Annotated in this window: 19 protein-coding genes; 10 read left to right on the top strand and 9 right to left on the bottom strand. The window is 62.0% G+C overall.

Annotated features, from left to right (window positions below):
* Nucleotides 1-2: 2 nt before the first annotated feature.
* The 5 genes from AC6IZO_RS09480 to AC6IZO_RS09500 all read right to left on the bottom strand — a co-directional run bounded on the left by AC6IZO_RS09480 (nt 3) and on the right by AC6IZO_RS09500 (nt 5,343).
* Complete coding sequence (locus tag AC6IZO_RS09480; protein WP_497804552.1) at nt 3-2,405, bottom strand: TonB-dependent receptor; 2,403 nt, start codon at nt 2,403-2,405, stop codon at nt 3-5.
* 588 nt (nt 2,406-2,993) lie between these two features.
* Complete coding sequence (amrA, locus tag AC6IZO_RS09485) at nt 2,994-3,536, bottom strand: AmmeMemoRadiSam system protein A (RefSeq protein WP_497804553.1); 543 nt, start codon at nt 3,534-3,536, stop codon at nt 2,994-2,996.
* Nucleotides 3,537-3,593: 57 nt separating this feature from the next.
* Complete coding sequence (locus tag AC6IZO_RS09490; RefSeq protein WP_497804554.1) at nt 3,594-3,929, bottom strand: HU family DNA-binding protein; 336 nt, start codon at nt 3,927-3,929, stop codon at nt 3,594-3,596.
* A gap of 143 nt (nt 3,930-4,072) precedes the next feature.
* The gene (locus AC6IZO_RS09495; protein ID WP_497804555.1) at nt 4,073-4,939 is read right to left on the bottom strand and encodes a hypothetical protein; all 867 of its coding nucleotides are present in this window, start codon (nt 4,937-4,939) and stop codon (nt 4,073-4,075) included.
* Nucleotides 4,940-5,007: 68 nt separating this feature from the next.
* A complete protein-coding gene (locus AC6IZO_RS09500; protein ID WP_497804556.1) occupies nt 5,008-5,343 on the bottom strand; it encodes a PilZ domain-containing protein in 336 nt (111 codons plus the stop codon).
* 329 nt (nt 5,344-5,672) lie between these two features.
* Here AC6IZO_RS09500 and AC6IZO_RS09505 point away from each other — a divergent pair, with 329 nt between their 5' ends.
* From AC6IZO_RS09505 to AC6IZO_RS09525, 5 genes are all read left to right on the top strand, one after another.
* Nucleotides 5,673-6,491 (top strand): MBL fold metallo-hydrolase, encoded by an 819-nt coding sequence (locus AC6IZO_RS09505; protein ID WP_497804557.1) that lies wholly within the window; start codon nt 5,673-5,675, stop codon nt 6,489-6,491.
* 28 nt (nt 6,492-6,519) lie between these two features.
* The gene (locus AC6IZO_RS09510) at nt 6,520-7,050 is read left to right on the top strand and encodes a hypothetical protein (RefSeq protein WP_497804558.1); all 531 of its coding nucleotides are present in this window, start codon (nt 6,520-6,522) and stop codon (nt 7,048-7,050) included.
* 587 nt (nt 7,051-7,637) lie between these two features.
* On the top strand, nt 7,638-8,903 hold the full coding sequence (locus AC6IZO_RS09515; protein ID WP_497804559.1) for a Glu/Leu/Phe/Val family dehydrogenase: 1,266 nt from the start codon (nt 7,638-7,640) through the stop codon (nt 8,901-8,903).
* A gap of 382 nt (nt 8,904-9,285) precedes the next feature.
* Nucleotides 9,286-9,924, top strand: coding sequence for a CDP-diacylglycerol--glycerol-3-phosphate 3-phosphatidyltransferase (gene pgsA, locus AC6IZO_RS09520; protein WP_497804560.1), 639 nt, complete (start codon nt 9,286-9,288; stop codon nt 9,922-9,924).
* Nucleotides 9,925-9,935: 11 nt separating this feature from the next.
* Nucleotides 9,936-10,316, top strand: coding sequence for a hypothetical protein (locus AC6IZO_RS09525; RefSeq protein ID WP_497804561.1), 381 nt, complete (start codon nt 9,936-9,938; stop codon nt 10,314-10,316).
* A gap of 106 nt (nt 10,317-10,422) precedes the next feature.
* On the opposite strand, the gene pgeF is transcribed toward AC6IZO_RS09525, so the two are convergent.
* Nucleotides 10,423-11,529 (bottom strand): peptidoglycan editing factor PgeF, encoded by a 1,107-nt coding sequence (gene pgeF, locus AC6IZO_RS09530; RefSeq protein ID WP_497804562.1) that lies wholly within the window; start codon nt 11,527-11,529, stop codon nt 10,423-10,425.
* A 104-nt stretch (nt 11,530-11,633) separates the two neighbouring features.
* On the opposite strand from pgeF, the gene AC6IZO_RS09535 reads away from it, so the two are divergent.
* The 3 genes from AC6IZO_RS09535 (at nt 11,634) to AC6IZO_RS09545 (ending at nt 14,892) form a co-directional block, all read left to right on the top strand.
* The gene (locus AC6IZO_RS09535) at nt 11,634-11,987 is read left to right on the top strand and encodes a hypothetical protein (protein ID WP_497804563.1); all 354 of its coding nucleotides are present in this window, start codon (nt 11,634-11,636) and stop codon (nt 11,985-11,987) included.
* Between the two features lie 124 nt (nt 11,988-12,111).
* Entirely contained in the window at nt 12,112-13,695 is a 1,584-nt protein-coding gene (gene pckA, locus AC6IZO_RS09540) for a phosphoenolpyruvate carboxykinase (ATP) (protein WP_497804564.1), read from the top strand.
* Nucleotides 13,696-14,634: 939 nt separating this feature from the next.
* Complete coding sequence (locus AC6IZO_RS09545) at nt 14,635-14,892, top strand: hypothetical protein (protein ID WP_497804565.1); 258 nt, start codon at nt 14,635-14,637, stop codon at nt 14,890-14,892.
* A 332-nt stretch (nt 14,893-15,224) separates the two neighbouring features.
* Here AC6IZO_RS09545 and AC6IZO_RS09550 read toward each other — a convergent pair whose 3' ends face one another.
* The 3 genes from AC6IZO_RS09550 to purM form a co-directional block, all read right to left on the bottom strand.
* A complete protein-coding gene (locus AC6IZO_RS09550; protein WP_497804566.1) occupies nt 15,225-15,617 on the bottom strand; it encodes an energy transducer TonB in 393 nt (130 codons plus the stop codon).
* A 273-nt stretch (nt 15,618-15,890) separates the two neighbouring features.
* Nucleotides 15,891-16,784, bottom strand: a complete 894-nt coding sequence (locus AC6IZO_RS09555; protein WP_497804567.1) for an alpha/beta hydrolase — start codon at nt 16,782-16,784, stop codon at nt 15,891-15,893.
* 51 nt (nt 16,785-16,835) lie between these two features.
* Nucleotides 16,836-17,873, bottom strand: a complete 1,038-nt coding sequence (gene purM, locus AC6IZO_RS09560; protein ID WP_497804568.1) for a phosphoribosylformylglycinamidine cyclo-ligase — start codon at nt 17,871-17,873, stop codon at nt 16,836-16,838.
* Between the two features lie 246 nt (nt 17,874-18,119).
* Between purM and AC6IZO_RS09565 the strand changes: the two genes are divergently transcribed.
* Both AC6IZO_RS09565 and AC6IZO_RS09570 read left to right on the top strand, forming a co-directional pair.
* Complete coding sequence (locus tag AC6IZO_RS09565) at nt 18,120-20,864, top strand: bifunctional acetate--CoA ligase family protein/GNAT family N-acetyltransferase (protein WP_497804569.1); 2,745 nt, start codon at nt 18,120-18,122, stop codon at nt 20,862-20,864.
* Between the two features lie 482 nt (nt 20,865-21,346).
* Nucleotides 21,347-22,987: a glycoside hydrolase family protein gene (locus AC6IZO_RS09570; RefSeq protein ID WP_497804570.1), complete on the top strand. Its 1,641-nt coding sequence runs from the start codon at nt 21,347-21,349 to the stop codon at nt 22,985-22,987.
* Nucleotides 22,988-23,055: the final 68 nt, after the last annotated feature.

The raw sequence follows: 23,055 nt of genomic DNA on the forward strand, positions 1-23,055 counted from the left end.
GATCAGAAGCGATAATTGAGGCTGAGCGACGCAGAGCGGCCACGCCCCGTAAGCGGTTTGACCTGCCCCATCCACATGGAGGCCATGAAGTCATCAAAATTAACTCCGCCGAGTGGAAGAGCGTAAGCGCGGTTCAGCAAATTGTCGACGCGGAAGCTGCCCTCGACCGGTCCGCGGCGATAACCAGCGTGCAGATTGAACAAGGCATAACCCGCCGTGGCCTGCTCCAAACGATGGGGGTCGAGCCGGGACTTGCGGTCCACAGCTTCAACGCCCAAGCCCGCAGTCAGCGCACGGAACTGTTCGTCGAGGTTGATCTTCAGGTTCAACGGCATCATCTGGTAAAGCCCCTTACCGGTATCCGTGCGGGAACCGTGCACCCAGTTGCCAACGGCTTCGAGGGTTCCCCGCCCGGCCGCGCCATCCCAGAGTGCCAGCTTGCCGGAGAGATCCCCGCCGAACAGGCGCGCGTCGTGGTTGGCAAACCGCAGCTTGGCAAAGGTGCTCATGCCGTACATGGTCGTGGCCAGCGTGTTCACATCGATGTAATCCTCGACGTAAGTGAAATACGGCGTCAGCTTCATCTCCCAGGCGTGTGCGCCGGAGCCTCGCAAGGCCAGCGTACCGCTCACGGTGTGGGCGACTTCGGGCTTTAGGTCGATGTTGCCAACGTAATAGTTGCCATCGCCAAACCAGCCAATCATGCCGCTGGCCATCCAGTTCGTGGACCAGGAGTAGCGCTCGTAGAGGTTCGGCGCGCGGCTCTTGCGGGCATAGCCGAATTCAAGGCTGGTGGAGCGGTTGGCGTCGTAGCGCGCCTGCGCGGTCAGGTCAATGTTTGCGTCCACCTTGGCGCGGTGCACGGAGTTGAAGGCCACGGCATCAGTGGCGTACATCATCGAGTAGCCCTGCACCTGTCCGGCGTTGCTCCAAACCGTGTCATTGCGTACCCCGAGCAGCGTAGTCCACTTCGGAGACCAGCGGCTGTCGAGTTCGACGTAACTGCCAAGGCGCAGGCGATGTCCGCCATTGATATTCACGAAGGTGTTCGGGGCCATGTGAGGCTCGGTGCCGGCGACCGGCGGCCAGCGGTCGTCGAGGGCGAACCGATGCAGTTCATTCCCCACGCGCAGGACGTGCTGCGCACTCAACGGCAGCTCGTAACGAACGGCGTAGCCAAGATCGCGGCCATGCGTATTCATCGGCATGTTCATGGGCATGGGGAAGGTTGACTTGTCGTGGCCGATGTTCATTTCATGGAAGCTGTTCTGCCAATAAACGCGGGCTTCAAGCGTGCCATTGCCGATGGAGCGACGGTAGCGCAGGTTGAGGGTTTCGGCGTAGTTGCGCACCATGTCCATCTGAGCGTTGGCAAAGCCCTCGTAAGGCGTATGCCGCAAACCCGCCTGGAGCACGAACAGGTTGCCGCGATGCTGCGCCGCCAAGGTCAAAGTGTGCTCGGTGGTTTGCGAATAAGTGGAGGTAACCTTGTGTCCCGCGCCGTCTGTGTAGTTGTCTGTGGTGGCCCAGTTGCCGGTATAGCCGAAGCCGAAGATGTTTCCGGCGACCCACTCGCTGGCCGAGCCGCCGTACCCGTCGCCATTGGAGCGGTAGAAGGTGGTGACGTTGCCTTCCTCACGCACCTGGCCGCGTTCAGCGAAGGCAGGCAGGCGGGAATCAACGACGACAGTGCCTCCGATGCTGTCTCCGCCAAGGCTGACCGGCGTGATGCCGGCCATGACGCTGACCTGCGCGACCTGAGCCGGAGCCACATAGGAAAGCGGCGGATTCATATGGTTCGGGCAGGAGTTGCCAACAGTCACGCCATCGACAACAACCTTCGCGCGCTCGTCTCCGAACCCGTGCAGCATGGGAGCCGAGGCCAACTCACCATTGCCGCGCAGACTGACGCCCGGGGTCTCTGAAAGCAGCTCGGCACTGTTCCGCGCCTGACTGCGTTCGGCGGCAGAAGCGGCTATAGGGGGCGTGGCAAGCGAATCGCCACGATTGCCATCAACCTGCACGGTGGTGTGCGCCGCAGCAAGGCGAAGCGTGAGGTTGGCACTCACTTCCCGGCCCGCCTCGACGGTAACCTTCACCGGTGCGGCCTGAGCAAACCCGCGGGCCTGCGCCGTCAGCTCATAACGGCCGGGCGCAAGCTGGGCAAAATGAAAGCGCCCCTGCGGATCGGTTCGCTGGGTGGAATGCTTCCCGGTGGCCAGATTGAGAAGCTCCACGGAGGTTGAGGCCAGCACGGCGCCGCTGGGGTCCTTGAGGACACCGGTGACGGCTCCCTGTTGCGAAGACGATGAAGGAGGAGCCAAGGCTTGCTGTGCCGAGGCAGGAGAGGTCTGCACAAGCAGACAGAGAGCCGCCAACAAGACGGCGATGAATGCGTTTCTCATAGGTATCGGGCCTTTTCCGGGTTGCGAACACGCGCGAGCACACGCAGCCGCCAGAAACAAAACGGCTACGCAGAAAAAATGTACGTGTGGCTAGAAAAGGACCGGAGGAGGACCGCGGAAATATGCCGTCTCGGTGCCGGTTACACGGAGGGTGCGAGGACCGAAGGAGGAAACAACGGCAATCTGAGGAAGAAGCTCATCGACTCCGCGCTTTTCATCCTGCGCGAACTCGGAAGAGTGAGCAACAGTCGTCATGCCGGCGGGGCATGAACACCGCTTGGAGACGGTGGCAAAGCCCGGCGCTCCGCTGTTGGAGGAATGCCGCCGACAGCACGCACAGTTCTTGCCGCACTGCTTGCAGTGGCATCCGCCGTGTTCTCCGCCGCCCGCCGCGCCAACCATGGGCACGGACATGAGCCAGCAGAAGACCAGCAAGAGCGCGATGGAAGTGAGACGTCTCATGCAATGGCGGCGGACGTTGGCAACATCCAAACATCCGGCAGAAGCGCAAAGACGGCAAAAGACACAACAGGATACACAAGCCTGCCGCTTCTGTTTTATTTAGATGCCCGGTGCCAGGATTTGATGCTACTCGTTCTCGCCGAAGACCTCGGCGGTGAATGCCTCGATGGAAGCGCCGTGGCGCCAGGCGTCGGGCGGCAGGCCGGCCTTGCGGCAGGTTTCGCCGAGGAAGGTCTCACGGTCGAAGCCCCACTCGGTAGCCACCTGCGGCAGCAGCAGTCCGCGATAGAAGCCGCGCGAGATGAGCAGCCCGTGCACACCCACCTTGACGTCGGCGGGCTTGATGGGCTTGAGCAACGACATCACGCTCAGCTCGATGGTGATCTCATCCATCTCCGGCAACTCCACGGGCGAGAAGCGCGGGTCATGCAGCGCAGCCTCCACAGCGGTCTCCTGCACCGTGCGCCAAAGCGGATAGAGCGGCTCCACGTAGCCGATGCAGCCGCGCAGTTGTCCCTGCTTGTGCAGAGTGCAGAAAGCGCCGCGCGGTTGATCAAGATGTTCGGAGGGGACAGGCTCGGAGAAGGAACGCCCGGAGAGGCGGGCGATGATGGACTGACGCGCCAAGGCAAGCAATTGCCTGCGTTCTTCCGAAGAATACTCGGCCATAGGAGGTGGCCTCGATGTGCGGCGGGCGGAGCGGCTCCGCCCGCGCAAAGGTCGGACTTACGAGTTGGTTGGCGGAACGGCCTCGGCGGGAGCCGGTGCCGGCGCTGCCGGTTCCACGTAGTCGTTCACCAGGTCCTTCAATTCCTTGCTGGGCTTGAAGAACGGGATCTTCTTCGGCGGAACCTCGACGCGGTCGCCGGTCTTGGGGTTGCGGCCCACGCGCGCCTTGCGTTGACGCGTGCGGAAGCTGCCGAACCCGCGAATTTCAATCTTGTCTCCGGCGCGCAGTGAGCGAACCACGCTATCAAAAATGGTTTCGACAATCACTTCGCTATCCTTGCGGGTCAACTCCGCCAGGCGAGAGACTTCTTCGATCAAGTCGGCTTTGGTCATTGCCCGTTCTCCCTCTCGAGGTTGCACCTGCAACCCCGAACCAGACTCCATGAATCGCTACAATGGCAGATTTTACAATCACTTGCAAGATTTTGTGATTGCCAAGTTGACTACCACCCGAGGAAAAAACGCCGGAAACGGCTCTAGTGGCCGCCGAAGATCTTTCGCAAGGCACGGCCAAGGCGCTGGAAGAAGTTCGCCCGGGGCTGCTCAACGGGCTTACCGCTCGGCTGTATCGACTTGAAAAGACCGGTGTTATCAGACCGCGCGCTCAGCCGGATGATCTGCGCGGCTGGTTCAGGCTCCTCGGCAGCGCCGTGGTAGGTAAGCGGCGCTTCGGCCTCCACATGCAGGCCGTCCGGGGCCGAGCCATCGGCGGCAACGCCTTCGGCAGAGGCAGGCGGCAGAGGAACCTCATCGGCCGAGCAACCGCAGACACCCTCGGGAGGCACCGCATCCTTGATGCTGCCCTTGCGGAAGAGTATGGCGCGTCCGGGCGTGACCTGATAAAAACCCGCGCCGAGCAATTCCATGACGATGATGCCGGCGGCATTGTTCTTGAGCGAGCGAATACAGGTGGTGCCATCCTGCTCCACGCGCACGGCAAAGTCGAACTCGCCGGGACCGGTCAGTTGCAGGCGGAAATCGGGGGTGACCAACGCGTCGGTCACAGCACCGCTGGCGAAATGCAGTTCCACGGCGCCGGAGTTCATGCCGAAGAGGAACTCCTTCTTGGGGCCGCTGACAACGGAGACCACCGTCTTGGGGCAGATGCGAAGCGATCCTCCGCGCGCCAGTTGCAGGCGTGCCGGACTGGTGCCGGCCGAGACCTGCGAGCCGCTCATGACGCGGGTTCCGCCGCCGGCAAAGACCACGGAGCCGCGCACGCTGGCGTCGGCGGCGTAGACCTCACCGATATCGGCAGGGTCCTGCGCCAGCGCAACGCACGAGAACGCACCGAGCAGGGCCGGAAGGCACAGGGATTTGACGATGCAGGCAAGCTGCTTCACGCGCACCATTCAAACACATTCCGGACGGATCGTGCGATGAATCGCGAGCAAATGTGAGAAGCAGGCGGCTACTCGTTGGGCAGAACGAACTCGTAGCGGCTGATCTGGGCGGCGATGGCCTTCTTCCCTTCCTCTTCGGCGTCGCCAATGCGGAGAACCTTGGCTTGGCAGCGCACGCGGATGGCCTCGGTCATGGTCATCTCGGGCGGAAGGGTCAGGATGAAGTCGATGGTGGAGCCCGGCTCAATTTCCTTGTCGATGACGAAGCGAACGCCCTGGGAGCTGACGTCTTCGGTCTCACCGAACAGGGTGTTGGTGTGCTCGCCGCGGACGACGATGGGCAACTGCAGGGTAAAGCGGCGCAGGGCACGCTTCTCTTCCGGCGGTGCGGGAGTGACGGGCATTTGATTCAATGCATCCATAACGTATAGGTCCACCCAGTTTTAGAACTTTGAGGCTGGCGGCGGGGACTGTCAAGACGCGGAATCAATCTGTGTACGATGGTTCCGGTTTTGGAATACGTCGGAAGTAACCGTTCTGCAATGAAAACCGGTGACCTAGGCCCATAGCATTTTCGTTCAGTGGGGGAGACTCGAAACCGCCCCCAAGGTGACGTATAATCACCGGACTCCTACTCCCCGAGGAGATCTGTGCGCTTTCGGCTCCATGCGCGGCAGGAGTGCTGTGCGTTTTGAAGAGAGCCGTAGCAAACCGACACGATTCGAGTGTTCTGATGAAGATCAAGTTCTGGGGTGTACGAGGATCGACGCCAACGCCGCAGCCGGAGAACATGCGCTACGGCGGCAACACTTCCTGCGTAGAGCTGCGGCTGGGCGGGCAGCTTTACATCCTTGACTGCGGCACCGGGTTCCGCAACCTGGGCAAGGCGCTCTCGGCCGAATACGGCGAGAAGCCGATTTACGCGCACGTTTTTCTCTCGCACTTCCACTGGGACCACATTCAGGGCATCCCGTTCTTTACGCCGCTCTACGAAAACCCCGACAGCCATTTCTTCTTCCACTCAAATTCGCGTGGACGCGGGTTGCAGCGCGCACTGGAAGACCAGATGGCAGACCCGTACTTCCCCGTGGATATGTCCGAGATGACGGCCAACCGCAGCTTCTTCGCGCTCGAAGAAGGCCAGTTGGAGTTCGACCAATGCAAGATCCGCACGATGTGGCTGAACCACCCGCAGGGCTGCCTCGGCTTCCGCTTTGAGACGCCCGAGGGCGTGCTGGTTTACGCCACGGACAACGAGCCGGGCCACGCAGTGTTCGACAAGAACGTGCGCGAACTGGCCGAAGGCGCCGACATTCTGATTTACGACGCGCAATACCTGCCCGAGGACTACGAGGCCAAGCGGCGCGGCTGGGGACACAGCCACTGGCGCGAAGCAGTGAACATCGCCATGCAGTCGGGTGCGCGCGAACTGGTGCTCTACCACCACGACCCGGACAGCGACGACGAGAAAGTGGACCGCATTGTGAAATGCGCCAGCGATTATTACCCGAAGGTGCGCGCAGCCCACGAGGGGCTGGAGATGGAGCTGTAACGACAGAGCCGCGTGCTAGAATCCGCGGATGATCCGTTGCATTCTCTTCCTTGCCGCACTGCTGAACACATTGCCATTGATTGCCCAGACGGCCCCGGCCGCGAAGGCCGAAGCGTCTCCGTGGGACGGAGTGCGCTTTCTCGCCGGCTCCTGGACGGCGCAGACCAAGGGTGGCAGCGCGAATGCCGCCGTCACCGGCAGCTACAGCTTCACCCTGGAACTGAAGCAGCATGTGATGGCGCGCCACACGGATTCGGGCGCAAAGTGCAGCGGGCCGCAGGACTTCGACTGCAACCACTCCGACCTGCTCTACCTCTACGAAGAAGACAAGGCGCTGAAGGCGATCTACTTCGACAATGAAGGCCACGTCATCCACTACGCGGTGACGGTGCCGCAGCCGAATAAGGCGGTGTTCCTCTCGGAAGCCGCAGCGGGCGCGCCGCAGTTCCGGCTGACCTACGAACTGCGCGACAAGACCATGTATGGAACCTTTGAGTTCTGCCCGCCGGGCGGACAGCCGTGCCACGCCTACCTGGCATGGGAGGGCGGGAAGCGGTAGAGACACGATCCGCGTTGCCCGGATGACAGGCGCCGATGGCTTTTCGGAGAGTACTCCTGAAGCGCGCAGGGAGAGCAGACGTCGCAGGGGGTCCTTCCCTTCGTCGCGCAACTGGGCGGCTGCGCCCTTCGTTCAGGATGGCGAACAAAGAATTTCGGGCGGAGGGATGAGGTCGCGCGTCCCAGGTTAGCGTCAACAGAAGACGCGAACCTGGGGCACCCGGTGTTGCTTTCTCGGCGAACCCTTCGACAAGCTCAGGACAGGCTCCGGGGCACCCACTCAGGGGGCACCCGGCGCTGGGGATTCCGCCCATTCTTGATGCCGTCATTTGTCCTTTTTCACCATGGAAGCGAGCGCTTCGGCTTGCCCATGCTTCGGGGCGAGTCATATACTTCCGGGTTGTTGCCTGGCACGAAAAGGGTGCGCTCTGGCGCACGGCAGGCAACGGCATGGGGTGAGACCCAGAAGAACCAAATGCGTTCCGGCGACCCTGGCCGGAGAGGACGCCTTGTGCGTCCGGCGCTCAGTGAATTGAACCAAGAGTCCTGGCCGCAAGAGGCGCGGGACCGAAAAAATCCGGAGATGTGATGACCACCAAGCAGACAACCGCGGAGATGAACCCGTGGGAAGCCCAGGCGGCGCGCTTTGATTTCGCCGCACAGAAACTCAACCTCGATCCCGGCCTGTGGAAGATCCTGAGCCAGCCGAGCCGCGAAATCACCGTGCACATTCCGGTGATGCTGGACAACGGCTCGCTGGAGGTCTTTACGGGCTACCGCGTGCAGCACTCGATTGCACGCGGACCGGCCAAGGGCGGCGTGCGCTTCTCGCCGGAAGTGAACCTTGACGAAGTGCGCGCGCTGGCCGCGTGGATGACCTGGAAGTGCGCCGTAGTGAACATTCCGTTCGGCGGCGCCAAGGGTGGCATTATCTGCGATCCCAAGCGGATGTCCCGTGGGGAGCTGGAGCGCATGACGCGCCGTTACACCGCCGAATTGCTGGACGTGTTCGGCCCCGAGCGCGATGTGCCCGCCCCCGACATGAACACCAACGAGCAGACCATGGCGTGGATGATGGACACCTACTCCATGCACAAGCGCAAGACGGTGACGGCCGTGGTGACCGGCAAGCCCGTGAACATGGGCGGCAGCCGCGGACGGCTGCAGGCAACCGGGCGCGGCGTGATGATGGTGGCCAACCGCGCACTGCTCAAGCTGGGCATGCGTCCGGAGACCACGCGCGTGGTGGTGCAGGGCTTCGGCAACGTGGGCTCCAACGCCGCGCAACTGATGCACCAGGCCGGGTACAAGATCATCGGCATTGCCGAGTGGGATGGCGGCCTGCACAACGCGACCGGCATCGACATCAACGCGCTTGTTGAATACAAGAAGGCGAACGGCACCATCCACGGCTTCCCCGGCGCGGAGAAGGCGGATTCCGCCGAACTGATGACCGGCGAGTGCGACATGCTGGTTCCGGCGGCAACGGAAAACGTCATCACCTCGCAGAATGCACCGAAGCTGCGCTGCCGCATCCTGGTGGAAGGCGCCAACGGCCCGACCACTTCGGCGGCCGACGAGATCCTGGCCGACAAGGGCATCTTCGTCATTCCGGACATTCTGGCCAACGCCGGCGGCGTCACTGCCAGCTACTTCGAGTGGGTGCAGGACCGCCAAGGCTTCTTCTGGAAGGAAGAGCTGGTGAACTCGCGCCTGCAGGACATCATGGACGGCGCGTTTGATGACGTCCTCAGCTACGCGGAAAAGCACAAGGTGAACAACCGCATCGCGGCCTACATGCTGGCCATTGACCGCGTGGCGTACACCATCGTGCAGCGCGGCATTTACGCCTAGCGCCCTGCGCGACTCGAAGGCAGACGGTCGCTGGCAAGCCGGGTACGCGGCAACAGATGCCGCTCCGGCATTTACGCGTAAACAAACGGTTCATCAGGAAAGGGCACGGTCACGGCTGTGCCCTTTTTCTTGCACGCAAATGAATGGGGCAGGCTCCCGCTTCCTGTGCGGCATTCCGAGTGAGAGTCTCCGTATCCCAGGTTAGCCGCGCCAACAACAGGCGCGACGAACCTGGGGCACCCGGCTCCGCAAACCTGGAGCACCCGAGGCTCAGGGGAAAGGTGCCATCGTGATCCGGTGAAACCGCGGCGCCCGTGCACGCTGCGTTGCCATGTGCTTGCCGGAAGGGGCATAATCGAGTTCTACAATCGAGAGAATTGCGTTGAATCTTCCGAATTCCATCACGCTGGCCCGGATCTGCTGCGTCCCCCTCTTCCTGTGGGTGATCTCGAGCCATTCGTTTCAAGGGACGCACGGCGAGCAGGAGCTGCTGGCCTCGGCTGTCTTCATACTGGCCTCCATTACGGACGGGCTCGACGGGTACCTGGCGCGCAAGCGTCAGCAGGTAACAACCTTGGGCATGCTGCTGGACCCGATGGCGGACAAGCTGCTGGTGTGCGCCGCCTATGTGTCTCTGGTGCAATATGCGCCGAAGATTGTGACCGCATGGATTGTGGTCATCATCATCGGGCGCGAGTTCCTGGTGACCGGCCTGCGCTCCATTGCGGCGCAGCAGGGCTTCACCATCACCGCCAGCGACGTGGGCAAGTTCAAAATGGTGGTGCAGATTGTTTCGGTGGTGGCCGTGCTGCTGGCGCACCGCTGGGACTACTGGCCCATCGGCCCGTACATCTTCCCGGTCAAGGTCATTGCCATCACCTCCATCTGGTTCATGGTGGCGGTCTCGCTGTTCAGCGCGGGCGACTACTTCTGGGGCTTCTGGTCAAAGATTGACGAAGAGGCCGCCAAGAACCGCAAGGGCGCAACGCTGTTCCGCCGCAAGAAGGACGCAACCGTTTAGAGAGCTACCGCATGAGCCGTACCCGCGAAGTTCTGCTGGGCCACACGCTCGAAGCGATCCATCGCTGGGAGCATGGCTGGCAGTTCGTCTTCAGCGGGGAGACGAGGCTGACCGTGGAATGCCTGTGGCGGCTGGTGCACGCCGCACGCGTCGAAGTGAGCAGTGAAGACGAGGCCGAGCGCTTTGGGCAGACCGAGCCGGCGAACATTGCCGAGCGAGTGAACGTGTTGCTGGAGCAGACGGTGACGGAAGTTGAAACCGATGGGGCGAGCAACGACCTGACCCTGCGCTTTGGCGAGCGCGAGTTGCAGATCGTCAACAATCCTTCCGGGCACGAGGCGTGGACGCTGACCTGCGGCACATCCATCATTGTGGGACGCAACGGCCTGTAGGAATCATCGTCGACGGCGCATTCCCACTTCTGCCAAAAGCGGGCAGAAATGGGGCACGGACGAAAACCCCACCTCAAAAAAACACAAAACAAAAGCAGGAGACGGCTTACGGTTTGATGGCGATGACGGCCATCATGCGGCCGGTGACGCGCTCCTTGCGATAGCTGAAGAAGCGGTCGGTACGGCAGGCCGTGCACTGGCCCAGCACCTCAATGTTCTCCAGCTTCAGGCGCGCATCGAGCAACTGGCGGCGGTTGGCCTCAGCCAAATCGAGGTGACGCGAGAGCGCGGGCTCGCCGTGTCCGGGGGCGCGCTGGTTGAGGAACAGCAGCGGGTACTTGTTGTGCAGCGACCAGGAATCGAAGACGTCGCTGAACAGCTCCTTGGAATAGGCGAACTGCGAGTCGAATTCGTTTTCGACCTCTTCGCCAATCTCATAGCAGCAGGTGCCGATGCCGGGGCCAATGGCCGCAAGCAACTCCTCTGGCCGAGAGCCGAAGGCACGCCGCATTTCGCCCACACCTTTTTCCGCAATGCGCTGCGTGGTTCCGCGCCATCCGGCGTGGAAGATGCCGATGGCCTTGTGGCGGGGATCGGCCAGCAGCACGGGGTAGCAGTCGGCAATGCGCACGCTGAGCGTGACGCCGCGCAGGTTGGTGATGAGTCCGTCGCCGACCTTGGCGGGCGCGCCCTTGCGCAGCGTGCCAAAGGTCTTTCCGCCAGTGACGCGATGGATGATGGCCGTGTGCCGCTGGTTCAGCGCATTCACCGGCCAGAGATTGCCGCGGCCGGTCTTGGCGCCAACGGCTTCAAGGAAGCGGGCGCGGTTGCGCAGCACGTTCTCGCGCGTGTCCTCTTCGGTAATGCCGAGGTTGAGCTGGTGGCCGCCGTATTCGGGCGTGACGCCTCCCATGCGCGTGCTGAAACCGTGGACGAGCCACGGCAAGGCCGAAAGATTTTCGGCGTGCAGAATCTCCAGCTTTCCCTGTGCGGACTTGCGCGCGCGGCGCTCGCGGTCACGCAGGCCGCGGCGGCTCTTAATGGCCGAGGGCGTTGCGTCGGGCGCGGATTTGCGCGCGTGCTCGGCGGCATAGCCGGGCACGGCCACGTCAATGGCCTCTACGGTGCGCGAACTGAGATCGACGGACGCGGCGGATTTTTTCGCCACTGGCTTGCGGGTTTTGCGAGCGGTGCTGTCTTTACGGGTCTTCACTGCTCTCCATTGTAAAGGAGGCCGGGAGAACCGAGGTTGGCGATGACGGGTTGCAACACTTCTTCATTGCCTCAAACTGGCGTGCTGACATATGATTTTCAGTCATGTTTGAAGACTTCCGCGCCACCAACCGCTGGACGGGCCAAGAGGTTCGTTGTGTATTCCAGGCCGTCGTGACGGCCATTGCCACGCGCCACGCCGACGCTGTCGACGTGAAGTTTGTCGTGAATGGGCGCACGGTATGGATTGCGCTGCCGCATCCGGCGTGGGCCGAATACACCCGCCGCAGCGGCCAAATCATTACCGACGCGCTGGCGATTGAGACCGCGGGACACTTCCTGAAGACATTGATTGAGAGCGGCGACGAGGATGGCCGGGAGATTTACACGGCCACGCTGGATGAGACGCTCCAGCACCTTGATGCCGTGCTGAACCCCTCTGCAGTCGCCGCCGGTTAACCAGCGGTACGCATCCTTTTTCCTGAGATTTCCTGCACGCCCAATTCACTTTTGGAGCGCAAGTTTTCTTGCCGCCTGAAAGCGAGTTGGTGTAGCTTGTTACGTCACCAAGGAGAGCCATTTTATGCCCCACGCCACGCAAACCCTTGAGATCGCCGAAATCCTTCGCGGCGACAATGTGCACTACAACTTAGCTCCTGCCGCCCTGTATGAAATCGCAATCCGCCGTGCGGAAGGCACGCTGGCTGAGAACGGCGCGCTGGTCTGCAACACCGGCTCGCGCACCGGCCGCTCGCCCAAGGACCGCTTCATCGTCAACGGTCCCGAAGCCGCGCAGGTGAATTGGAATGACAACAACCTGGCCTGCGACGCCGCGCTGTTTGACGCCGTTTACGAAAAGGTGCTGGCGCATCTGAAGTCGCGCGAGGCACTGTTTGTGCAGGACCTTTATGCGGGCGCCGACACCACCTACCGTCTGAAGGTGCGCTTTGTGAACGAGAAGGCGTGGCACAGCGTCTTTGTGCACAACCAGTTCGTGCGGCCCTCGGCGGCCGAGCGCAACGGCTTTGCGCCTGACTTTACGGTGATTGCCGTGCCCGACCTGAAGCTGGACCCGAAGGTGGACGGCACGCGGTCCGAAGTGTTCATCGGCGTGAATTTCGCGCGCAAGATGATCCTGGTGGTGGGCAGCGGTTATGCGGGCGAAATGAAGAAGTCGATCTTCAGCGTGTTGAACTACATGCTGCCGCAGAAGAATGTGTTTCCGATGCACTGCTCGGCCAACATTGGGCAGGACGGCGTGACTGCACTGTTCTTCGGCCTGAGCGGCACGGGAAAAACGACGCTTTCGGCCGATCCGGAGCGCAAGCTGATCGGCGACGACGAGCACGGCTGGAGCGACAAGGGCATCTTCAACTTCGAGGGCGGCTGCTACGCCAAGTGCATCAAGCTGAGCAAGGAGAACGAGCCGCAGATCTGGAATTCGCTGCACTTTGGCTCCGTGCTGGAGAACGTGACGATCGATCCCGCGACGCGCGTGCCGGATTACGACGACGCGAAGCTAACGGAAAACACGCGCGCCAACTATCCGGTCGAGTTCATTGACGGCGCAGTGATTCCGAGCGTGGGCGGGCACCCGAAGACCGTCATCTTCCTGACGGCCGACGCCTTCGGCGTGCTGCCTCCGATCTCCAAGCTCTCGCCCGAACAGGCGATGTTCCACTTTGTGAGCGGCTACACGGCCAAGGTTGCCGGCACCGAAGCGGGCGTGACCGAGCCGCAGGCGACGTTCTCCACCTGCTTTGGCGCGCCGTTCATGCTGCAGGCGCCGAAGGTTTACGCCGAGCTGCTGCGCGAGCGCATGACCGAGCACAACGCCGAAGTGTGGCTGGTGAACACCGGCTGGCAGGGCGGCAAGTACGGCGTGGGCAAGCGCATGAGCATCCCCTACACGCGCGCCATGGTTTCTGCCGCCGTGGAAGGCCGCCTGCGCGGCGCGGAATTTGTGCATGATCCGGCCTTCGGGCTGAGCGTGCCCAAGCATGTGCCGGGCGTGCCGGATGAAGTGCTGATGCCTCGCAACAGCTGGCAGGACAAGGCGGAGTACGACAAGACCGCCTCGCACCTGACCGAGCTGTTCGACAAGAACATCACCAAGTTTGACGTGCCGGACGAAGTGCGGGCCGCCGGACCGAAGCCAAAGAAATAGGGATTGAGTTTCGGGTTTCCAGTTTCCAGTTTCAAGTTTCAAAGTTGGGCCGCTGCGCAAGCAGCGGCCCGTTGCTTACTACGTAGAAAACTTGCGGAGTTGCTCACGCAATTTGAAGATGAGCGGGCGACTTAAGGCGGATTCAGTGTTGCTGCAGGCCGAGAATCCGAACCGGTTTGGGACTTGGAAGAAAACGACTTTAGTCGTGCCGCTACGGGCAGCGATCGTCGGCCTTCAGGCCCTGAGGTTCTGCCCTCAGCGGCTTCAGCCGTTTGCAGCAGCCTCCTGCGGCACGGCTGAAGCCGTGCCCTTTCAAAAACTTTCGGCCGCTTCGAGGCCCACCGTGGTTGTGAAGATACTCTAGGGCTTTTCACACCACGCCGGCACAGGTTCGAACTTTTCCTCAAAGATATTCTTCGCCGAGGCCACACATGCTGCCTGCATGTGCCCTCTCTGGTACGTCTCTAGCGGGCAAATTTCATAATCTGCCCACACTCGACTGCCAAATGGGCAAATAGACAGGTTGCGAGGCAGTGATGGATTCTCGTTTTCAATATCGTCTCGAAAGCGAGGGACGTTGGCGTAGATTCCAAACACATGGTTCGTACCAACATGCCACAAACGCAAAGAGGGGGAACCGTTGGAGAAAGCAAGTCGTCCATGCACCCAGAAACACTGACTCGCGTTCTGCTCCGTCTTGCAGGGGGCGGTCTTCGCGGAGGGTGACTTTGCCGCATGCTTGATAGCGGGCTTGGCGGCGGGTTTTGCCGCGGGTGCCTGCGCGACGGCAATGCCGGTGAAGAGCATGAGCAAAGCGAGGATGAGCCTGCGATTCATGTGCGCAGTTATAGGGCTGCCGGGTAAGAACGTCAAATGAACTTTTGCAGGGGACATGGCTCTCTGAGAAACGGAACCCGCTTGGCTTTATACTGGTCAGCCATGTTTGCGCGGAAGATACACGTTACCTATGAAGAGAATGGGCAGAAGCTGGCGGCACCGCTCAAGTGGCTGGACAGCTTTGCCATGCGCAGCTTCACCAATGACTCGGTGTTTGACGACACACTGCCGGTGGCCGACGGGCTGATTGAGATTGGTGCGCGCGTACCGCTTGCGCTGCTGCGCGAGCGCATGGAGGACTGGTTCCGGCGCAAGAGCTACCTGCCGAAAGAAGCGACGCTGAGCGTGCGCGAGGAGTGATGCGGCATCCCAGGTTAGCGCCAACACGGGCGCGACCCCTTCGACAAGCTCAGGGCAGGCTCTGGGGCACCCAATGACCTGCGACAGGCTCCAGGCAGGCTCCTCCGAATGATGATTCAGAGAGAAAGCCTGAAGCGGCGTGGACTGAGCGCACGTCGCGGGGGTCCTTCCCTTCGAGGTGCAACCTGCGGTTGCGCCTCTCGTTCAGGATGACAACCCAAAGGCGTGTTTCGTACACGTCAATCCCGAAGAACAGGCGGGGATTCCGGGGCGGCGTGAACAGAAGGGAAAAGGCACGGCCGCAGCCGTGCCTTTTCCCTTCCCAAGGCCGCTCAGTCGCGCAGAACGAAGTCGGCGGTGACTTCCATTTTGACGGCCACGGGGTTGCCATTGCGGTCGCGCGCCGGTTTGTAGAGCCACTCCTTCACGGCGGCGACGGCGTTCTCATCCAACCCGAAGCCGAGGCCCTTCTTCACGGTTGCCTCGGTGACTTTGCCGTTGGCATCCACAACAATATCGAGCACAACAGCGCCTTCAATTTTCTTCTTCTTTGCAATGTCGGTATAGAACGGGCTGGCCACCTCCAGCAGGACAGGTGGCGTCATTTCCTCGGTGAGTTCAACCGGCTGATGGTTGTTCATGGCCGGTTTGTTCTGGGCGACAGCAACGGAGACAAACAGCAGTAAGGCCAACAATGCCAGCAGGACCAGAATTGCGCGCTTCATACGGTGTGCTCCTTTCCCCGCGCATCCCGGCACAACGGCTCGGGCCGCTGCGGTGCCTACTTTACTGGCGCTATCTCACCTCCAGACGGACGGCTTTGCAGTGACGCAGCGCACAAGGCTCGGCCCACGGCGAACATCGCGGCAGGTCACGCGTTGCGTGGTCGAAAGCGGGCTGAGTGACCTGCGTCCCAGGTTAACGCCAACTACGGGCGCGAACCTGGGGCACCCACATCCAATCGACAAGCCAGAGCAGGTTCCAGGACACCTATCGAGCTAGCGGAGGTGGTCGTTCCAGGTGGCGAGCAATTGGGGAAGCTGAAGATTCCAACTGTTCCAGGCGTGCGCACCCTCCGTGGTGACGAAGCGATGGGCAATTCCGGCATGCGTAAGCGCCGAGGCGAAGCGGCGATTCGGCTCAAGCAGCGGGTCCTGCCGCCCTGCGCTCGTCCAAATGAAGAACGAACTGTGCGGGGTGTGAAAAGCGGGCAGCAGCCGGAACGGATCAAATGCATTGCGGCTGTCATTCCACGGGCCAAACAGTTTGCGATAACGCATGCTCTGGCCAAAGCGGCGGAGGCTGAACTTGCGGCGCGGCGCGTCGATGGCGGCGCTCATCAAGCCGACGAAGGAATAAATCTCCGGATGCTTGATGGTGAGCAGCATGGCGCCGTAGCCACCCATGCTGACGCCCGCGATGCCGCGCCCGCCAGCGGTGGCAGTGGTGCGGTAGTGCGTCTCCACGTCGGCACGGAGGTCGTTGACGATGTAGTCCTCATAGCGATCCTCTGGGGCGCGGGCGGCGTTGACGTAATAGGAGTCGTCGCCTTCGGGCATGATGGCGATCCAGTTTTGCGCTTTCCAGAGTTGTGGCAGGCTCGACTGGTTGAGCCAGTCTTCCGGTGCTCCGTTGCCGCCGTGGAGCAGATAGAGCACGGCATAACTCGACTGCGCCTGCTCGGCGTAGTGCTCCGGCAGCAGCACAAGATAGCGCATTCGCCGGTTGAGCGAGGCGCTGTAAAACGTAACCTCCTCGGCCGTGACACCGGCGGCGGCAATGTTCCGGGTACTGCGCGCGTGGTCGACGGGCGGCGCAGCATGGCGGCAGGCAGGCAGCGCCAGCAGGAGAGCAGCGAAGAAACCAAGATGGAATTTCTGGCGCAAAAGCATCGCGCCCATGCTAGTAGACATGGGCGCAGAAGAGGATAACGAAACTGGTTCCTAGCTGTAGATGACCTTGCGGTCACCCTTGACGATGCGGCCGATGACGTAGCCCTTCTCGCCGGCGCGGTCGAGGATGCCCTGCATGCGCTTGAACTTCTTGGCCGGCACCACAAGAATCATGCCGATGCCCATGTTGAAGGTGCGCATCATCTCGTCATGCTCAATGTTGCCGAGCTTCTGCAGGTGCTCAAAGAGCGGCAGGACCGGCCAGGTGCCCATCTCAATGACGGCGGAAACCGTCTTGGGCAGCACGCGCGGCAGGTTCTCCGTGATGCCGCCGCCGGTGATGTGGGCCATGGCGCTGACGGCCTCAGCCTCGACGGCGCGGCGCACGACCGGCCAGTAGCTCTTGTGCTGCTTCATCAGCTCGGTGCCGACCTTGCCCTTGATCTCGTTGACGTAGGTATCGGGCGTGTACTTGGCCACCTCAAACAGCAGCTTGCGGGCCAGCGAATAGCCGTTGGTGTGCAGGCCGGTGGAGGGCAGGCCGATGAGCACGTCGCCCACCTGCACGTTCTTGCCGGTAATGATGCGGTCGCGGTCGACGGCGCCGACGATGAAGCCGGCCAGGTCGTACTCGTCGCCCGGGTAGAAGCCCGGCATCTCGGCGGTTTCGCCACCGATGAGCGCGCAGCCGTTGTGCTTGCAGGCATCGGCCACGCCGCTGACGATCTTCTCGGCGATCTCAGGGTTCAGGCTGCCGACGGCTAGGTAGTCCATGAAGAACAGCGGGGTGGCTCCCTGCACGGCAATGTCATTGACGCAGTGGTTCACCAGATCGCCGCCGACGGTGTGGTGCACACCCATCTCAAAGGCGACCTTCAGCTTGGTGCCGACGCCGTCGACGCTGGAGACCAGCACGGGGTCCTTGAACTTGCGCTTGTCGACCTGGAACAGGCCGCCAAATCCGCCAATCTCGCTCAGGACGCTCTTGTTGAAGGTACGGTGGGCGAGGTACTTAATGCGCTGTTTGGCGCGGTTTGCCTGGTCAATGTCAACGCCCGCGTCCGCATAGGTAATGCTTTTTTTGGCCATTGCTTGTGTTTGAACCTGTTCAGAAAAAGTGTGGGGAAGCACCGGACTACCTGCTCATTGTAGCATCCGCGGCGCGGAAAGCCGCGATTTTCCGGCCCGGGACCGCATGAACAGCGGCCCGCACGAAGGACTGGAAAAGTTGACGGCCCGGGTGCACACTAGGCTGTTTTCGGCAGTGGGCTGCGCATTGCACAGGGCTCCGGGCGTACAATTTCATCCTTCCACCCAATGAAAGGGACCCCAGAAATGGCACCAACTGGCAAAGCAGTCGGCAAGTTGAGCGGTTCGCCCGCACACGACGTACTCCGCACGGAACGGCATCCGTTAGATCCCATTTTTGCGCCTCGCAGCGTTGCCCTGGTGGGCGCCACCGAGCGCGCCGGAAGCGTGGGCCGCAACGTGTTGTGGAATCTGCTGAGTTCCCCGTTCGGCGGAACGATTTTTCCCGTCAATAACCGGCGTACGAACGTGCTGGGCGTGCGCACCTATCCGAGCGTGAAGGAACTGCCCGAGGTGCCGGAGCTGGTGGTGGTCACAACCCCGGCGGAGACCGTGCCGGGCGTGCTGCGCGACTGCGTGGAGATCGGCATCCCCGGCGGCATCGTCATTTCAGCCGGCTTCAAGGAGACGGGTCCGCACGGCGTGGAGCTGGAACGGCAGATCAGCGAAATCATACAGGGCAAGATGCGCATCATCGGCCCGAACTGCCTGGGCGTGATGAACCCCGTGCAGGGGCTGAACGCGACGTTTGCCGCCGCCATTGCGCGGCCGGGCAACGTGGCCTTCATCAGCCAGAGCGGCGCGCTGTGCACGGCGGTGCTGGACTGGAGCCTGCGCGAGAAAGTCGGCTTCAGTTCGTTCGTCTCCATCGGCTCCATGCTGGACGTGAACTGGGGCGACCTGATCGACTACTTCGGCAATGACCCGCGCACGCACTCGATCGTCATCTACATGGAGTCGATCGGCGACGCGGCGGCCTTCCTTTCGGCGGCGCGCGAGGTCTCGCTGACCAAGCCGGTCATCGTCATCAAAGCCGGACGCACGGCGGCCGCAGCCAAGGCGGCGGCTTCGCACACGGGCTCGCTCACAGGCTCCGACGATGTGCTGGATGCGGCCTTCCGGCGCGTGGGTGTGCTGCGCGTGGACTCGATCAGCGACATTTTCTACATGACCGACCTGCTGAGCAAGCAGCCCCGTCCGCGCGGAAACCGGCTGTGCATTGTGACCAACGCCGGCGGCCCGGGCGTGCTTGCCACGGACGCGCTGGTGCAAGGCGGTGGCGAACTGGCTCCACTCTCGGACACCTCGATGGAGGCCTTCAACCAGTTGCTGCCTTCGGCGTGGAGCCACAACAATCCGGTCGACATTCTGGGTGACGCCGAGCCGGAGCGGTATGCCAAGTCGCTCGAAATCGCCGCGAAAGACCCGGACATCGACGCCATGCTTGTGATTCTGACGCCGCAGGGCATGACCAACCCGACCAAGATTGCCGAACAGTTGAAGCCCTACGCACACAGCCTGGGCAAGCCGGTGATCGCGAGCTGGATGGGCGGCACCACAGTTGCCGACGGCGAGACCATTCTGCATGACGCGGGCATTCCGACCTTCCACTATCCGGACACGGCCGTGCACGCCTTCAACTACATGTGGAAGTACGCCTACAACCTGAAGGGGCTGTACGAGACTCCGCAGATTGGCGACGAGGGCACGCCCGACCGCGCGGCAGCCACCGGCTTGATTAAACAAGTGCTCGACGGCGGACGCACGATCCTGACCGAGTACGAATCGAAGAAGCTGCTGGAAGCCTACGCGATTCCAACCACACCCACCGAAATCGCGATGAGCGAAGACGAAGCGGTAGCGCTGGCCGAGAAGATGGGCTACCCGGTGGTGCTGAAGCTGCACTCGCTGACCATTACGCACAAGACCGATGTGGGCGGCGTGGTGCTGAACCTGCGCGTGCCGGAGATGGTGCGCAAGGCCTTCGCGGAGATCAAGCAGTCGGTGACGGAAAAGGTGGGCGCCGAGCACTTCCAGGGCGTGACCGTGCAGCCGATGGCGAAGCTCGACGGCTACGAGATCATTCTGGGTGCGAGCCTTGACCGGCAGTTCGGCCCGGTGCTGCTGTTCGGCACGGGCGGTCAACTGGTGGAGGTCTTCAAGGACAAGGCCCTGGCGCTGCCGCCGCTGAACTCGACACTGGCGCGCCGCATGATGGAGCAGACGAAGGTCTACAAGGCGCTGAAGGGCGTGCGCGGCCGCAAGAGCGTGGACCTTGACGCGCTCGAACACCTGCTGGTGCGCTTCAGCGAGCTGGTGATTGAAAATCCGCGCATCAAGGAGATCGACATCAACCCACTGCTGGCGTCTCCGGAGCGGCTGCTGGCGCTGGATGCGCGCGTGGTTCTGCATGAGGCAAGCGTGCCGGATGCCGAGCTGCCCAAGCCCGCCATCCGTCCCTACCCGGCGCAGTATGTTTCGCCGTGGAAGATGAAGAACGGCGAAGAGGTGCTCATCCGGCCGATCCGGCCAGAGGACGAGCCGCTGATGGTGGAGTTCCACGAAAAGCTGAGCGAGCGCACGGTGTACCTGCGCTACTTCCAGCCGCTGAAGTTCTCACAGCGCGTGGCGCACGAACGGCTGACGCGCATCTGCTTCCTCGACTACAACCGCGAGATGGCGCTGGTGGCGGAGCGCAAGACCGAAAGCGGCGCGAAGGAGATCATCGCCGTGGGACGCCTGAGCAAGCTGCACGGCGTTCCGGAGGCGGAGCTGGCGGCACTGGTGCGCGACGGATTCCAGGGCAGCGGGCTGGGTACGGAGCTGTATCGTCGGCTGCTGGAGGTGGCGCGCAACACCGGCCTGCGCAAGGTGCACTCCAACATGCTGGGCGAGAACCGCGAGATGCGCGCGCTGTGCCAGCATCTCGGATTCAAGATCAGCGCGCCGGACCTGGAGGACAACCTGGTGCTGGCGGAGTTGACGCTGTAGACGCATTGGCATCCCAGGCTCGCCGCGCCAACGACGGGGGCGACGAATCTTTCAACGCTGCCGACGAACAGACAGACCAAAGCCCTGCGCTCCGGCGCGGGGCTTTGGTCTGTCTACGCGAACTTCTCCCGCGCTGTCATCCTGAGCGCAGCGAAGGAGCCCTGTGACGCTTCTGACGAAGGGACGCAAAGAGTTTCTATTGGAAAAGCCGGTCAGCCGCATGGAGAAAAAGCTCTGCGGCAGGGCGAAGCAAGCATGCAGCACTGGGGTCCTTCCCTTCGAGGGTCGGCCTTCGGCCTCCCCTCTCGTTCAGGATGACAACGGGAGAAATGGACGTCACTGGCGACGCTCCGGCGCGGGGCTTTTTCATGTCAAAGGGCGACAAAGAAGCGGGTGGAAGCTTTCCGTGGCGCGTTGTGGGCAACAGGAGTATGGTTATTCCGGATTTGACCTGTACCGGTTTAGATAAGGACAAAACGACTATGCGCTCCCTTCCCCTCCGCCTTGCCGTTCTCTGCCTGATCGTATTGTTTACCGCCACGGCGTTCGCCGCCTCTCACCCATCCAAGATCGAGTTGAAAGACGGCTCGTACTATATTGATGGACATAAATTCTTTGTCAACGCGCTGGGCTATGAGCCGGGGGCGCGTCCGGGCGAGGCACCGTACGTCAAACGCGTGGTTGACCTTGAACTGCTGCGGCAGAACCTGAAGAACATCAAGGCTGCGGGCTTCAACACCATACGCACCTGGAGCGACCTGACCGAGGACGAACTGAAGGTGGTGCAGGCCTCGGGACTGAAGCTGATCTTCGGCGTGAACATTGCGCCGGACGGCAACTGGAGCGATCCGAAGGTTGTCGACGCCGACCTGGCGTGGCTGCACAAAACGCTGGCGTATTCAAAAAAGTACGACTGCATCATCACCTACCTGGTAATGAACGAGCCAATGCCGGCGCACATACACAAGATGGGCGCCGCGCCGACGCGCGAGCTGTGGACGAAGCTGCGCGACACCATCCACGCCGAGCACCCGGGCGTGCCCGTGACGATCTCCGGCAACACGGCCATCACCGGCTGGGTGGACATGAACCTGTTCGACGTTTACGGGCACAACACCTACGACTACGAGCACGAGGGCGCCAACTACACGCACCGCTACGTGAACGCCAACAAATTTGTGGACGAGTTGAACGGCGCACACAAGCCGGTGCTGGTGACGGAGTTCGGGCGTTCGGTTTCACGCAAGGGCTTTGGCGTTTATGGCGGCAACACGCTGGAAGAGCAGGCGCGCGCGGTGGTGGCCGATTATCGCGGGCTGCTGGATTCAGGCGTGGCCGGCGTTGTGCCTTTCTATTACGCGGACGGCTGGTGGAAGGGCGGCGAGCCGGGCAATCACAATGACACGCCGGAGGAGTGGTTCGGCTTCTGGGGCTACAAGAATCTGGGCGACAAGGCGGGTCATCCGCGCCCGGTGTGGTACGCCTTGGAGCAGTACAACAAGGCGCTGGCAAGCCAGCCGCGCAACCACGAGTTCTACCAGAACGAGGTGCCGGTCGAGGTCTTCTGCCTGCCCGAGGTGAAGAAGATTCGCGTGGTGTACCTGGATGGCGTGCTGCTGGAAGGCACGCCGGATGCGCATGGCTACTACAGCGGCAAGCTCTCATTCGGCAACGAAGGACTGACCGACCGCGAGTTGGTCATCGAGAGCCTGGACGCGCGGGGCAAAGTGGTGAAGGCTGAGACCATCATTGTTCTGACCGGCAAGGACGCGGTGCTGTGGCCGACACTGACGGTGGCAACCGGCGCGAACGACCTTGAGGGCACGCATGATTTGCCGATGGAGTTCACGCTGACCAACAACGGGCCGCTGGAGCTGGCGAGCGACCTGCGCTATGCCGTGGCCCCGCACAAGAACTGGGAGGGCGGGCCAGTATTCAAAGGCACGCTCGATGGCAAGCTGAAGACGCAGACGGTGAAAGACACGTTCAAGGTGAACGATGAGACGATCGTGCTCGGCATCTACGGTGGCGCGGACTTCCGCTATGGCAAGTTCACGAAGACCATTTACGCGCAGAAGTATCTGTTCCGTGGAACGTGGGCGGACGCGCTGCGGCTGAAGTAGCACAGCATCCCAGGTTAGCCGCGCCAACAGCAGGCGCGACGAACCTGGGGCACCCGGGATCAATTTGG

This window comes from Oryzophilus luti, from assembly GCF_059726245.1.

Bases quoted from the DNA above. Each gene is read 5' to 3' on its own strand.
- AC6IZO_RS09480 (WP_497804552.1), bottom strand. From the start codon at position 2,405: ATGAGAAACGCATTCATCGCCGTCTTGTTGGCGGCTCTCTGTCTGCTT.
- amrA (WP_497804553.1), bottom strand. From the start codon at position 3,536: ATGGCCGAGTATTCTTCGGAAGAACGCAGGCAATTGCTTGCCTTGGCG.
- AC6IZO_RS09490 (WP_497804554.1), bottom strand. From the start codon at position 3,929: ATGACCAAAGCCGACTTGATCGAAGAAGTCTCTCGCCTGGCGGAGTTG.
- AC6IZO_RS09500 (WP_497804556.1), bottom strand. From the start codon at position 5,343: ATGCCCGTCACTCCCGCACCGCCGGAAGAGAAGCGTGCCCTGCGCCGC.
- AC6IZO_RS09505 (WP_497804557.1), top strand. From the start codon at position 5,673: ATGAAGATCAAGTTCTGGGGTGTACGAGGATCGACGCCAACGCCGCAG.
- AC6IZO_RS09510 (WP_497804558.1), top strand. From the start codon at position 6,520: ATGATCCGTTGCATTCTCTTCCTTGCCGCACTGCTGAACACATTGCCA.
- AC6IZO_RS09515 (WP_497804559.1), top strand. From the start codon at position 7,638: ATGACCACCAAGCAGACAACCGCGGAGATGAACCCGTGGGAAGCCCAG.
- AC6IZO_RS09525 (WP_497804561.1), top strand. From the start codon at position 9,936: ATGAGCCGTACCCGCGAAGTTCTGCTGGGCCACACGCTCGAAGCGATC.
- AC6IZO_RS09535 (WP_497804563.1), top strand. From the start codon at position 11,634: ATGTTTGAAGACTTCCGCGCCACCAACCGCTGGACGGGCCAAGAGGTT.
- pckA (WP_497804564.1), top strand. From the start codon at position 12,112: ATGCCCCACGCCACGCAAACCCTTGAGATCGCCGAAATCCTTCGCGGC.
- AC6IZO_RS09545 (WP_497804565.1), top strand. From the start codon at position 14,635: ATGTTTGCGCGGAAGATACACGTTACCTATGAAGAGAATGGGCAGAAG.
- AC6IZO_RS09550 (WP_497804566.1), bottom strand. From the start codon at position 15,617: ATGAAGCGCGCAATTCTGGTCCTGCTGGCATTGTTGGCCTTACTGCTG.
- AC6IZO_RS09555 (WP_497804567.1), bottom strand. From the start codon at position 16,784: ATGCTTTTGCGCCAGAAATTCCATCTTGGTTTCTTCGCTGCTCTCCTG.
- purM (WP_497804568.1), bottom strand. From the start codon at position 17,873: ATGGCCAAAAAAAGCATTACCTATGCGGACGCGGGCGTTGACATTGAC.
- AC6IZO_RS09565 (WP_497804569.1), top strand. From the start codon at position 18,120: ATGGCACCAACTGGCAAAGCAGTCGGCAAGTTGAGCGGTTCGCCCGCA.
- AC6IZO_RS09570 (WP_497804570.1), top strand. From the start codon at position 21,347: ATGCGCTCCCTTCCCCTCCGCCTTGCCGTTCTCTGCCTGATCGTATTG.